Origin of the sequence: Streptomyces abikoensis, assembly GCF_014648775.1 — a bacterium.
Classification (GTDB): domain Bacteria; phylum Actinomycetota; class Actinomycetes; order Streptomycetales; family Streptomycetaceae; genus Streptomyces; species Streptomyces abikoensis.
Genome location: NZ_BMRT01000002.1, coordinates 824,389 through 837,228, shown reverse-complemented (window position 1 = coordinate 837,228; position 12,840 = coordinate 824,389). Strand labels below are relative to the sequence as shown.

The 12,840-nt window shown below is 71.3% G+C and carries 11 protein-coding genes; 3 read left to right on the top strand and 8 right to left on the bottom strand.

The window, feature by feature from the left end; genetic code table 11:
• Positions 1 to 24: 24 nt before the first annotated feature.
• Positions 25 to 1,047 carry a terpene synthase family protein gene (locus IE096_RS10125; RefSeq protein WP_189450788.1) on the top strand — a complete coding sequence of 341 codons (1,023 nt, stop codon included), beginning with the start codon at positions 25 to 27 and terminating at the stop codon, positions 1,045 to 1,047.
• Positions 1,048 to 1,137: 90 nt separating this feature from the next.
• Here IE096_RS10125 and IE096_RS10120 read toward each other — a convergent pair whose 3' ends face one another.
• From IE096_RS10120 to IE096_RS10100, 5 genes are read right to left on the bottom strand one after another with little or no spacing between them, the layout of a single operon-like run.
• On the bottom strand, positions 1,138 to 2,574 hold the full coding sequence (locus IE096_RS10120; RefSeq protein WP_189450786.1) for a cytochrome P450: 1,437 nt from the start codon (positions 2,572 to 2,574) through the stop codon (positions 1,138 to 1,140).
• Positions 2,571 to 3,194: a GTP-binding protein gene (locus tag IE096_RS10115; protein WP_189450784.1), complete on the bottom strand. Its 624-nt coding sequence runs from the start codon at positions 3,192 to 3,194 to the stop codon at positions 2,571 to 2,573. The genes IE096_RS10120 and IE096_RS10115 overlap by 4 nt, the downstream gene beginning before the upstream one ends.
• A complete protein-coding gene (locus IE096_RS10110; RefSeq protein WP_189450782.1) occupies positions 3,175 to 3,549 on the bottom strand; it encodes a DUF742 domain-containing protein in 375 nt (124 codons plus the stop codon). Before IE096_RS10110 ends, IE096_RS10115 begins: the two co-directional genes overlap by 20 nt.
• On the bottom strand, positions 3,546 to 3,932 hold the full coding sequence (locus IE096_RS10105; protein WP_126917876.1) for a roadblock/LC7 domain-containing protein: 387 nt from the start codon (positions 3,930 to 3,932) through the stop codon (positions 3,546 to 3,548). The genes IE096_RS10110 and IE096_RS10105 overlap by 4 nt, the downstream gene beginning before the upstream one ends.
• 28 nt (positions 3,933 to 3,960) lie before the next feature.
• Complete coding sequence (locus IE096_RS10100; protein ID WP_189450780.1) at positions 3,961 to 5,469, bottom strand: ATP-binding protein; 1,509 nt, start codon at positions 5,467 to 5,469, stop codon at positions 3,961 to 3,963.
• A gap of 386 nt (positions 5,470 to 5,855) precedes the next feature.
• On the opposite strand from IE096_RS10100, the gene IE096_RS10095 reads away from it, so the two are divergent.
• Positions 5,856 to 8,645, top strand: a complete 2,790-nt coding sequence (locus tag IE096_RS10095) for an ATP-binding protein (protein ID WP_189450778.1) — start codon at positions 5,856 to 5,858, stop codon at positions 8,643 to 8,645.
• 72 nt (positions 8,646 to 8,717) lie between these two features.
• Here IE096_RS10095 and ku read toward each other — a convergent pair whose 3' ends face one another.
• Positions 8,718 to 9,728, bottom strand: a complete 1,011-nt coding sequence (ku, locus tag IE096_RS10090; protein ID WP_189450776.1) for a non-homologous end joining protein Ku — start codon at positions 9,726 to 9,728, stop codon at positions 8,718 to 8,720.
• 32 nt (positions 9,729 to 9,760) lie between these two features.
• Here ku and ligD (IE096_RS10085) point away from each other — a divergent pair, with 32 nt between their 5' ends.
• Positions 9,761 to 10,666, top strand: coding sequence for a non-homologous end-joining DNA ligase (gene ligD / locus IE096_RS10085; protein ID WP_189450774.1), 906 nt, complete (start codon positions 9,761 to 9,763; stop codon positions 10,664 to 10,666).
• Between the two features lie 71 nt (positions 10,667 to 10,737).
• Here ligD (IE096_RS10085) and ligD (IE096_RS10080) read toward each other — a convergent pair whose 3' ends face one another.
• Positions 10,738 to 11,661, bottom strand: a complete 924-nt coding sequence (gene ligD, locus IE096_RS10080; RefSeq protein WP_189450984.1) for a non-homologous end-joining DNA ligase — start codon at positions 11,659 to 11,661, stop codon at positions 10,738 to 10,740.
• Positions 11,662 to 11,708: 47 nt separating this feature from the next.
• Entirely contained in the window at positions 11,709 to 12,722 is a 1,014-nt protein-coding gene (locus tag IE096_RS10075) for a PHP domain-containing protein (RefSeq protein WP_189450983.1), read from the bottom strand.
• Between the last annotated feature and the right edge of the window lie 118 nt (positions 12,723 to 12,840).

Sequence of the window (12,840 nt, the reverse complement as noted above, 5' to 3'; positions counted from 1 at the left end):
TCGCCGAAGGAAAGGATCCGCAGGATGGACGAGACGCGCGTACCGGCACTCCCCGCACCACTCTCGGACACCGGGGTCAACCCCCGTATGGAGGAGGCCCGGCAGCGCATGTACGCGTGGGCCGACTCCTACGGTCTGATCCCTGGGGCCGTACGGGTGCACATGGACCGCAGCCGCATGGAGTACCTGTCCGCCTTGTATTACCCAACGGCCGATGCTGAAACGTTTGACGTGGTGACGGGCTGGATCCTGTGGGGAACGCTTGTCGATGACGTGATGGACGACGGCCAGGCCGACCAGGCCCCCACGGTGTGCCGGACCGCGATGGCACAGGCGCTGGCATACCTGGAGCACGGACACTTCACCGACACACCCGTCATCAGGGCCCTGGACGACCTGTGGCGACGTACCGCCGAAGGCCGCTCGGAAGGCTGGAAGCGATCCTTCATCAGCCACTGGCGACAGGGGTGGCAATCCGGCTGCGCGTCACAGATGGACCGGCTGTCCGGCCGTACCCCGTCGGTGGCTGAATACCGGGAACGCCGACGGCACGACATCAAAATGCTTCCGATGGCCGACCTTCTCGAAGTGGCCCTGCACATCGACCTCCATGAGGACATCCGCCATCTACCGGCACTCGAAGCGCAGCACAACTTGGCGTCCGACTACGCCGGCCTCGTCAACGACCTGGTGTCGGTCGACAAGGACCTCGCCCTGGACGGACCACAGAACGTCGTGACGGTCCTTCGCGCGCAGGAGAAATGCACCATTCCAGAGGCGATCGAACGCGCCCGGGAGATGACCAGGGAATGCGTACGCTGGTACCTGCGGGCCGAAAGCGAGTTGCCCGTACAACTCGATGCCGCGGGCGCCTCGGGCTCGCAGCGCGTCGACGCGCTGCGCTACGCGCACAGCCACCGAGCGACCTTCAACGGGAACCGGCAGTGGCATCTCGAGGTCCCGCGGTACACCCATCATTACGACACTGAGCAGGGCGGCGAAGCCGCACACCTCACCGACTTGCTGGCCATGCTGGGGGAGGCCTGAGCGGGCCGTGCCCGCTCAGGCGTGGTGGGCCCCGGCATGCCGCCGGGGCCCACCACGCGGAAGCCTGGAAAGCGCCGCGGGCCGTGCTGCCTACCGACCGCGCAACCAGTTCCGGAACGATGCCCACCAAGAGGTGCGGGATGCCGGCCCTTGAGCTTGCCCCGGCTGAGAAAGGTCACTCGCGACCTGGCCGACGTCGGCCGACGCCGTGGTCGGTGCCTGCCCACCCGTCAGATCGGCGTCCGGCGACGGCTGCTGTGCGGTGAACTTCACCGGCAGTTCGACGAGGTGACGTGACAGCAGCGAGGAGCGGTAGCGCAGGCCCGACTCCTCGACGGCCAGGGCGAGGTCGGGAAGCCGCAGCAGCAAGGCGTCGATTCCGGTTCCGGCGATGGCCCGGCCGACGTCCTGACCGGGGCACTCGTGTGCCCCGCCGCTGAAGGCGAGGTGCGCCCGGTTTCCGTGGATCGGGGCGTCCAGGTTCGGCCGGACGACGGTGTCGACGTTGCCGGAGGCCAGCCCCAGCACGAGCGCGTCGCCTTCCTTGATCTGCTTGCCCGCGAGCTCCGTGTCCTGTGTGGCCCAGCGGCCCAGCACGGTCACGAACGGCGGCTCGTCCCAGAGCACCTGCTCCACGGCGTCCGGGAGGGTCATGTGCCCGCCCGCGAGCGACGCCCGGAACCTGACATCCGTCAGCACCATCTTCAGGGTGTTCGCGATGAGGTTCGCCGTTGTCTCGAACGCCGCGATCAGCACCAACCGCAGATGCTGCTGGACTTCCTCGTCCGTCAGGCCCACCGGGTGCTCGAGCAGCCAGCTGGTGAAGTCGGCACCGGGTTGGGCGTGCTTGCGCGCGACGAGCCTGCGGAGCGTCTCCTGCACGAACTCATTGCTCGCGATGGCCGTCTCGGTGCCCCGGAGCATGTCACGGGCGGCGTTGACCAGCTGGGGGCTGTAGGCCTCGGGCATCCCCAGAAGCTGGGTCATCGCCATCATCGGGAGGTGCTCGGCGAACTGATGGACGAGGTCGGCGTTCCCCGCGGCGCAGAAGCGGTCCACCAACTGGTTAGCGCACTGCGTCACATGGCGGCGGATCCCTCTCTTGTCGAAGCGGGCGATGCTGTCGTTGACCGCACCGCGCCACCGTTCGTGCTGCTCGCCGTCGACGAACGACATCATGGGCTGCCAGGTGACGATGGGAAGGAGCGGGTTGTCCATGGACACCCGGCCTTCGCGCATCTCCGTCCACAGCCGCGCGTCACGCGAGAACCGCGACGGCGTCCGGGTGACGTCCAGGATCTCCCGGTACCCCAGCACCAGCCAGGCCGGCAGATCGCCGGAGAGCAGCACCGGCGCGACCGGACCGTGTTTGGCGCGCAGCCGCTCGTACAGCCCGTAGGGGTCCGACTCGGCCTCCGGGCCGTAGAGCCGGGACGCGCCCGCGTGGGACGCGCCGATGTGTGCCGGGCATCCCGGGGGTGGGGTGGCGAGGGAGTCGGTGCGGGCGTGTTCGGGGGGGTTGGTCACTGGGGCTCCGGGGAGACGGTCGTGAGGGTGTAGAGGTAGCGCATCAGCGCCATCAGGATGTCGCGGCAGGAAGCGCGGTCGCGGGCGTCGCAGTCGATCATGGGGACGGAGTCGTCCAGGTCCATGGCCGCGCGGAGTTCCGACATGGGGTATCTGGGGGCTCCGGGGAAGGCGTTGACGCCGACGACGAAGGGGACGCCGCGTTCCTCCAGGCGGCCGATCACGTCGTAGCTGACCTCCATCCGGCGGGTGTCGAGGAGTACGACCGCGCCGAGGGCGCCCTCGAAGAGGCCGTTCCAGAGGAACCAGAACCGCTCCTGGCCGGGCGTGCCGAACAGGTACAGCACCAACTGGTCGTTGATGCTGATGCGGCCGAAGTCCATGGCCACCGTGGTCTCGGTCTTCTGCTCGATGCCGGCGAGGTCGTCCACGCCGACACCGGCCTGCGTCATCGTCTCCTCGGTGGTCAGCGGACGGATCTCGCTGACCGAGCCCACCAGGGTCGTCTTGCCGACCCCGAAGCCCCCGACGATGACGACCTTGACGGCCGCGGTGGCCGTGGCGGGGAGGGTGTCCTCGCTGCGCGGCCCGGCGTAGCTCTCAGAGCTTCTGTAGTCCATGCATCACCGCCTCAAGGATTCGGACGTCGGGCAGCGCGGCCGCGGGTACGGGCGGGCGGGCCTCGACCTTTCCGTCGGAGAGCAGCTCGGTGAGCATCGGGGTGAGGGTGCTCACCGGCAGCTCCAGATAGGCGGATATCTCGGCGACCGAGAGGGGGAAGTCGCACATCCGCACGACGGCGGCGTGCTCGGGCTGGAGGCCGGGGTCGGGCTCCGCGCGGGAGACGATGAGGGTGACCAGATCGAGGTGGGTCCTCGGCCTGGCCCGTGTCTCCGCCGTACTGAGGATGTACAGCCTGTCCGGATTGCCGGGTGGCTCCGCACCGGGCTCGTTGTCGGGTCGGGAACCGTTCACGTGGCCGCCCCGCCGACCCGGGGCGGGCTGGTGAGATGGGAGCCGATGCGGGCCACCAGATCCCGCATCTTCATGCCCATCAGCCCGGCGTCCACGTCGTCGTCGGCCAGCACGGCCAGATACGCCCCGGCCCCGGCGGCCATGAGGTAGAAGAAGCCGCCGTCGACCTCGATCACCACCAGGCGCATCTCCCCGTCCCCGTGCGGGAACTCCTGCGCGATGGCCGTCGAGAGGCTCTGCAGTCCGGCGCAGGCGGCGGCGAGGCGGTCGGCGACCTCCGTGTCCGTACCGTGCTGGGCCATGCGCAGGCCGTCCGAGGACAGCACGATCACGTGGCGGGTCTGGGGGACGCTGGTGGCCAGGTCCTTGAGCATCCAGTCCATGTTGAACCGCGGCTGCTGCGTCACTTGGCTACTCTTCCTTGTCTGACGGGTTATCAGTGATGGGGCGCCCGTTCTGCTCGTGCAGCTCGCCGTTGATGCCGCTGGTGAACGCGGCCAGCCACATTCCCGGCTGTACGGGCGGCTCCTCAGGCACGGACGGGGCGGGCGTGCGCCCCTCGGCCGCGTTCCGGGCCCGCTCGGCGGCCGCGCCGCGGCCGAAGGGGAGCGGGGCCGGCCCGCGCCGCCGACGGCGCTGGGGCAGACCGCCGTCGCCCATCGGCGGTGGCACGGGGCTGTCCATCATCGGCGTCTCGGACGGCTGGAGGGGGATGGAGCCCGGGCGCCGCTTCTTCTTGGCGGGCGGAAGCTTGGGCGCGCGGGCGATGTCGCCACCGGGGAACCTGCTCGCGGTGATCAGGTTCGGCGGGATGACCAGCACCGCGCGGACGCCGCCGTAGGCCGAGGGCCGCAGCGACACGATGAAGTCATAGGTGTTGGCCAGCCGGCTGACCACCGCCAGCCCCAGCCGCGGGGACTCGCCCAGGTCGTCCAGGTCGAGGCCGCCCTCCTTGGACAGCACCCGGTCCGTACGGCGGCGGGCCTCGTCGGTGAGGCCGACACCGGCGTCCTCGATCTCGACCGCGATCCCGGACTGGATGTCGACGGCGGTCAGATGCACCCGGGTCTGCGGCGGCGAGTAGCGGGTGGCGTTGTCCAGCAGCTCGGCCAGGGCGTGGATGACCGGCTCGACGGCGGGACCCACCACGGCGACGTCGGCCACGGAGTGGAGGTCCACGCGGCGGTACTCGAGGATGCGGGACATCGCACCGCGCAGCACGTTGTAGAGCGGGATCTCGGAGCGCCACTGACGGCCGGGGCGCGAGCCGCCCAGAACCGCGATGCTGTCGGCGAGACGGCCGGTCAGGGCGTTGCCGTGGTCGAGGTGGAGCAGGTCACCGAAGACATCGGGGTTGTTGCCGTGCTTGTGCTCCATCTCCCGGATGTCGTACGCCTGCTGGTGCACGATCGCCTGCATGCGGCGCGCGATGTTGACGAACGCCCGGTGGGCCGCGTCACGCAGCGCCTCCTCCTGCTGCACCGCCTCGATGACGGACCGCACCACGGCCCGGTGCGCGGCGGAGAAGCCGGGCTCCAGCTCATGGGCCGGGACGGTGACCCTGACGACCTGGTCGGTGGGGGCGCCGCGACGCATCAGCTTGAGCGCCTCGGGGAGGACGTCCCGGGCGAAGCGCCAGGTCTCGGCGTCGTGCTGGTCCAGCCGGCGCTGGAGGAGCGCCTCCCGCTCGGCCAGGCGCCGGCGCAGCCCCGCGATCACCCTGCCGCGCCGCGCCGCCTCGGCGGAGGCCAGCCCCACCGCGACGGTCGCGGCCGCTCCGCACCAGATCACCGGCGCGCGCGCCGCCGGGGTCACGGAGAGGACCGCCGTGACCGCGCACACGGCCAGCACCAGTGGGGAGATCAGCCATATGAGCGCGGAGGCGGGCCGCCTGGGAGCCGACGAGCCTGTACCAACCATCGAGATCCTCGGAACTCTTGAGACAAGGGAGTGGGTGCCGGAGCGCGGCATTTTCCTCGCTTCTTGGGCGGGAAAGACGGCGGCAGCACAGCACTTGACCGCGGCGGGCCGTACACACGTCGGCCCGCTGCGCGACATGGAGCGTAGCCGGTCGTCGGACGCTCCCGGCGCGAACTTGTCATATTCGCGGAATGAGCTGACGAGCGAATTCGAAAGGCTTCATAATGGCCCACGCCTGAGTGGGCGAATGCATTTCCGAATGGCAGGGGGCGCGTTCGGCCCGGAGCGAAGGTCACGCTCACGGGTGGTCCGTCCACCGAACCCTGCCCCTTGGCCGGTGGACGGGGCTAGGCTCGCTCCACCACATCCTCCGGGGAGACACCGTCATGTCGGGGCAACAGCGTGAACGCGTCCTATCTGCCGCCCTGTTCGAGCGAGAGCGCGAGCTATCCGTCGTCGAGCGGGCGGTGTACGGCCTCTGCGGCCGTGAGATGCAGTGTGAGATCCAGAAGGAGAGCACCGAGAACGAAGAGGTCATCGAGGCCGGTCGTGCCGGAGGGGACCGCGAGACCGAGGGTGCGGCCGAGAAGGAAGGCGGCCTGCTCCTCATCAGCGGTGAAGCGGGCCTGGGCAAAACGGCGTTGCTCACCCATGTACGCCGCGTCGCCGGTGAGCGCGACGACTGCACCGTGCTCTTCGGGCGCGGCAGCAAGTCCGCCGAGAGAGTCCCCTTCACCATCGTCCGGCAGCTCCTCCAGCCCGAGCTCGCCGCGATGACCCAGGAGGCCCGGCGGGAGCTGCTCGGCGACTGGCACGACATCGCCGGCCCGGCGCTCGGCATCACCCCGCCCGTCGGCCCGCTGGCCGACCCCCAGGGCGTGCGCGACGGACTCGACTGGGTGATCACCCAACTGGCCTTCAGGGGAAAGCCTTTGGTCGTCATCGTCGACGACGCCCACTGGGCCGACCCCGAGTCCCTGGCGTGGATCACCTCCTTCGCCGTACGGCTGCGGGAGATGCCGCTCCTCATCGTGCTGGCCTACCGGCCGGAGGAACTGCCCGACCACACCCCGGGTTTCAAGGAGCTGGTCGCCGGGCGGGTGGCCCGGCCCGTCGAGCTGCGCGCCCTGACCCCCGAGGCGGTGGCCGGGCTGGTGCGCGAAGCCCTCGGCCCCGGCGCGGACGATCCGTTCTGCCGGGAGGTCTGGGCGGTCACCGGCGGAAACGCCTACGAGGCCGTCGAGCTGATAGCCAAGGCACGGGACCGCGACATGGATCCGGTCGAGGAGTCCGCCGCGCTGCTGCGCGAGCTCGGTACCGCCGCCCGGGGCAAGGGCCTGGTCGCCCGGCTCGAGCAGCTGGGGTCCGCCGTGACCCGGTTCGCCTACGCGGCGGCCGTCCTGGGCACGGAGATCGAGCTCACCCTCGCCGCCAACCTGGCCGGCATGGGCCCCGCCGAGGCCAAGCAGCGCGCCGACCAGCTGCGGGAGGCCCGGATCCTCACGGGCGACACCACGCTGGAGTTCGTCCACCCGCTCATCGCCACCGCCGTCTACCGGGCGATCCCGACCGGCACCCGCACCGCCATGCACGGGCAGGCCGCCTGGCTCTCCGCCGACGCGGGCAAGGGCGTCGCCGTCTCGGCCCGGCACCTGCTGGAAGTGCACCCGGACGCCGACGCGGACGTGGTCGGTCAGCTGCGCGCGGCGGCCAGGGAACACCTTGCCGTCGGTGCCCCCGACGCGGCCCGCCGCTGTCTGGAGCGGGCGCTGGTGGAGCCTCCGCCGGAGGAGGACCGGGCCATGCTGCTCTACGAGCTGGGCTGTGCCGCGCTGCTGACGTCCCCCAAAACGACGATCAACCACCTCCGCGCCGCCCTGGATCTGCCGGACCTCAGCGAAGAACTGCGCATCGACGCCACCTTCCGGCTCTCCCAGGCATATGCGCACAACAGCCAGCTCGACGAGGCCGCCAGGGTGGTCGCCGACCAGGCGAGGCGCAGTTCCCCGGGCCCGGCCAAGCTGCGCCTGGAGGTGGCCCACTTCATGTGGCAGGGCATCCAGGTCGAGGAAGAGGACTCGATCAGCCGCTCCCGGCGCGTCGCCGAGCTGGCCCGTGATCTGGAGGGCCGGGACAACGCCGAGCGGACCCTGCTCGTGCTGCGTGCCTTCGACGGGATGCTCCGCAGTGAGAACTCCCTGGAGGTCGGCGAGTTCATCGACCGGGTCCTGGTGGACGGCAAGCTCCCCGACGATCTGGGCTGGACCAACGCGGAGTGGGGCTTCGAGATCCCCAGTCAGATCGGGATCGTCTGCTCCTACCTCGACCGGCTCGACGAGGCCGGGGAGCTCTTCGACCAGGCCGTGCGCGCCTTCGAGATCGCCGGCTGGAGCGGTGCCCATCTCGCGTTCGCCCATGACTTCCGAGGGCTGGTCTTCCGTCGTCGTGGCGATCTGGTGGAGGCCGAGCGGGCCCTGCGGAAGGGCCTGGGCCTGGCTCACCGGCTCGGCCCCGGGCTGCCCATCCAGTGGGACGGCACGTGCTTGCTGATCGACACCCTCCTCGCCCGGGGGAAGGCCGACGAGGCCCAGGAGGTGGCGGAGGCCAACTCTTTCCTCCCGCCGTACTCACCGGCGATCGCCCTTCCCGACGCCGCCTGCCTGGCGGGCAGGTTGCTGCTCGCCAGGGGCAAGACGAAGGAGGCCATCGCGGAGCTGGAGGCTGCCGGGCGCAGGCTGGAGGAGCGTGGTCGGCACAACACCCTCTGGGCACCCTGGGCGTTCGACCTGGCCTTCGCCATCAAGGACGAGGAGCCGGAGCGCGCCCGGACCCTGGTCGGCCAGGCGATCCAGCACGCCATGCGGTTCGGCACCGACACGGCCATCGGCGAGGCGCTGCGCTTGGCGGCGAGGGTGGACGCGCCGCGGGAGCGGCCGGAGAGGTTGAGCAAGGCCGTCGCCCATCTGCGGCTGTCGCCCTGTCGCTACGAATTCGCGGCGGCGCTGGTCGACCATGGGGTCGCGCTGCGCGAGTGCGGCCACAAGGCCGAGGCGGTGGAGCGGCTGCGGGAGGGCCTGGAGGTCTCGGAGCGCTGCGGCGCGGACGGGCTCGTCCGTACCGCCCGGGCGGAGCTCGTGGAGCTGGGCGTCGAGGAGGAGGGCGAGCCCGCACAGTAAGTTCCCATGTTGACGCTGTGGGTTGACGTCATCGCGTGATGCGGAGAGGGGCCGCCGGGCCGAGCTACAGGCTCAGGAGGCCCGGCGGCCCGTCTTTTTGGCCGCGGTCTTCTTCGTCGTCGCGGAAGCGCTGGTCTTCGTGGCACTGGTCTTCGTGGCACGGGTCTTCGAAGAGCCGCTCTTCGCGGTGGTCCTGGAGGCAGTGGTCTTTTTGGCCGCGGCCTTTTTGCTCGTACTTTTGGTCGATTCCGCGGTCTTTTTCGCGCGCCCGGACGACGTGGATTTCGCCGCCGTCTTCGCGGGGGCGCCTTTTCCGCTCGCCGAATCGATGGAGGCCTGCAGGGCCGCCATCAGGTCGATGACATTGTCGGGCGCGGCCGTGGTCTTCTTCCGGGGTGCCGGCCGGTGGTCCAGATGGGCGCTGATGAGCTCGCCGAGGGCGATCTCGTACTCGTCCTCCAGCGTGTCGAGGTCGAAGTCCTCCGACAGCGTGTCCATCAGGCTCGTGGCCATCTTCAGCTCCTGCGGCCGCACGGTGACCGAGGAGGAGGGGGCGAGGCCCTTGCTGTCGCGGATCTCGTCCGGCCAGTACATGGTGTGGAGCACCAGCAGGTCCTCGTGGACCCTGAGCAGGGCCAGCGACTCCCGCGTCCGCAGCGCGATCTTGGTGACGGCGACGCGTTCGGTCTGCTTCAGCGTTTCCCGCAGCAGGACGTAGGGCTTGTCGGCGGCCGCGCTCTCCGGGGCGAGGTAGTAGGCGCCGGAGAGCCGCAGGGCGTCGATGCGGTCGGCGTCGACGAAGGCCAGGACGTCGATGAGCTTCTTGCTCGGCAGCGGCAGGCCCGCCAGCTCGTTCTTGGTGACGACGGCCGTATTGCCCTCGTCGTCCTCGAAGCCCTTGGCGACGTGCTCGTAGTCGATCTCCTTGCCGCACGCGTCGCAGACGCGCTTGAGGTGGATGCGGCCGCCGTCCTCGTCATGGACCTGGTGGAGCCTGAGCCCGTGCTCCTGGACGGCGGCGTAGAGCCGTACCGGCACGGAGACCAGGCCGAAACCGATGGCGCCCTTCCACATCGTCCGCATAGATCCGTCCCTCCGCGGGGAATTCCTACTTTATGCCCGCCTCGTCGGACCGGCAGGTGGTGGAGGTCGAGGGCCACCGACTGGCCCTCTCCCATCTGGACCGGGTGCTCTTCCCCGGGTCGGGGCACACGAAGGCGCAGGTGCTGCGGTACTACGCCCGGATCGCCCCGGCGCTGCTGCCCTACGCCCGCGGCCGTCCCGCCTCGTTCGTCCGCGCCCCCGAGGGACCGGCCGGGCAGAGCTGGGTGGCCAAGAATCCGCCCGCCGGTTCCCCCCATTGGGTGCCCCGGGTGCCGGTGGAACACCGGGAGGGGCTCACCGAACAGATCGTGCTGGACTCCACGGCCGCGCTGGTCGCCATGGTGAACCTGGGGGCGTACGAGGTGCACGTGCCCCAGTGGACGGCCGAGGCGGGCCCGGACGGGCACGACCGCCTCGTCCTGGACCTGGACCCCGGCCCCGGCACCGACCTCGTCGTCTGCTGCCGGGTGGCCCAGCGGCTGCGCCAGCTCCTCGACGCCGACGGGCTCGCCGCGTACCCGGTGGTCTCCGGCTCCAAGGGGCTCCACCTCTACGCGCCCATCCGGCCCGCCTCGGGCCGGGCCGCCTCCCGGTACGCCAAGGAGCTGGCCGGGCGGATGATGGGCGAGCACCCCGGGCTGGTGGTGGTCTCCATGGCGCGCGCCGAGCGCCGGGGCAAGGTCCTCATCGACTGGTCCCAGAACGCGAGCGCGAAGACGACGGTGGCGCCGTACTCCGTGCGTCTGACACCGGACCGTCCGGGGGTCGCGGCCCCGGTGACCTGGGACGAGGTCGCCGGCTGCCGGGACCCGGCCGACCTGGCCTTCGGCCCGGAGGAGGTCCTCGACCGCGTCGCCGGCCACGGCGACCCGCTGGTGGGCCTGGGAGGTGGACGGGGGAGGGCCCCACTGCCGTGAGGGTGTGGCCGAGGGCTCAGGCCCCAGCCCCAGCCCAGGCCCAAGCCTGGGCCGTCAGGTGGGGGCGGCGTTCACGCCAGGTCCGTCAGGTCCGGGCGGAGCCGGTGCCACGTGGGGTGGCGGAGGCGACCGGAGGCCGTCCAGCCGCTGAAGACGACCTCCGCGACGAGCCGGGGCTCGGCCCAGTGCGCGGCCGGTACGTCGACCGGGCCCGTGAACGGGGAGTCGGGGCGCTGGACGACCGTCAGATAGCGCGCCAGGTCGGCGCGTTCCCGTTCGGCGAGCCCCGAACCCACGGAGCCCACGTAGCGCAGGCCCTCGGGCTCGCGCAGCCCGGCCAGCACCGCGCCGGGCAGGCCCGTCAGCCGGCCCTGGCCCTCGGTCCAGCCGCCGATGAGGACGTCGATGGTGATCACGTGCTTGATCTTGCGCCAGTCGGGTGACCGGAGGCCCGGCGTGTACCGGGAGGTCAGCCGTTTCGCGATGACGCCCTCGAAGCCGCTGCTGAGCGTGGCGTCCCAGGCCCGTCTCCCCTGGCCCTCCAGGTACGCGGGCACCGACCAGTTCGGGCCGCCGATGCCCAGGCCCGAGAGCACGGCCCGGCGCTCGCGGTAGCCGAGGTCGGTGAGGACGACGCCGTCGAGGTACATGATGTCGAAGACCATCAGGTGCACCGGGTACTCCATCGCCAGGTGCGCCGCGCGGCGCGGGTTGGCGATGTTCATCCGGCGCTGGAGCAGCCCGAAGTCGGGGCGTCCCTCCGCGTCCAGGACCACGATCTCGCCGTCGAGCACCACGGGCCTGCCGTGCAGCTGCTCGCCGAGGGCCTGCAGCTCGGGGTAGGTCCGGGTGGCGTCGTTGCCCGTGCGGGTGACCAGGCGCAGGGTGCCGTCGCCGGGTGTGTCGGCGACGCAGCGCACGCCGTCCCATTTGACCTCGAAGGCCCAGTGGGCGTCCTCGCCCTCGGCGGGCAGCGGCCCGGGGGTGGCCAGCATCGGCCGGATCGAGGTGCGCTCGGGCAGCGGGGCGTCCGGCGGGGCGTTCACTTCGAACCGGCCCAGTCCAGCAGACGGTCCGCCGGCCAGGTGGTGACGACCCGGTCGGCGGGCACCCCGCACTCCTCGGCGCGGGCGCAGCCGTAGATCTGCCAGTCGAGCTGGCCGGGGGCGTGGGCGTCGCTGTCGATGGCGAACAGCACGCCCGCGTCCAGGGCCCGGCGCAGCAGCCGGCGCGGCGGGTCGAGCCGCTCGGGGCGGGAGTTGATCTCCACGGCGGTGCCGAAGCGGGCGCAGGCGGCGAAGACCATGTCCGCGTCGAACTCCGACTCCGGCCGCGTCCGCCCGCCGTTCAGCCGTCCGGTGCAGTGGCCCAGGACGTCCACGAGAGGGCTGGCGACGGCGGCCACCAGCCGCCGGGTCATGGCCGGGGCGTCCATCCGCAGCTTGGAGTGGACGGAGGCGACCACCACGTCCAGCCGTTCCAGCAGTTCCTCCTCCTGGTCGAGCGCGCCGTCGGCGAGGATGTCGCACTCGATGCCCGTCAGCAGCCGGAAGCCGTCGCCCAGCTCCGCGTTCACCCCGGCGATCACGTCGAGCTGCTGTCGCAGCCGCTCCGGGGACAGTCCTCGGGCGATCGTGAGCCGGGGGGAGTGATCGGTGAGCACGGCCCACTCGTGGCCGATCGCGCGGGCGGCGCGGGCCATCTCCTCGATGCCGCTGCCGCCGTCCGACCAGTCGGAGTGGAGGTGGCAGTCGCCGCGCAGGGCCTCGCGCAGGGCCAGCCCGCCCTGGACGAGCGGGGCGCCCGCCGCCTCCTCCAGCTTCGCCAGATAGCCGGGCGCCCGGCCGGTGAGGGCCTCGGTGACCACGCCCGCGGTGCTGGGGCCGATGCCCTTGAGTGCCGTCAGGGAGCCGTCGGCCGCGCGGCGCCGCAGCTCCTCGTCCGGCAGGTCGCGGATCACGGCGGCGGCCGTCCGGAAGGCCTTCACGCGGTACGTCGGCGCCTGTGAGCGCTCCAGCAGGAACGCGACGCGTTCCAGCGCCTCCACGGGCTCCATGCCACCCATGGCACCACCTCCACACCACCACCGTGCGGTACGGCGGAGCGGCGCGCATGTGTTCCGGGCGGGCGCGGTATGGGCAGACCATCCCGTACGGGCGGACCGTGCGGAGTTC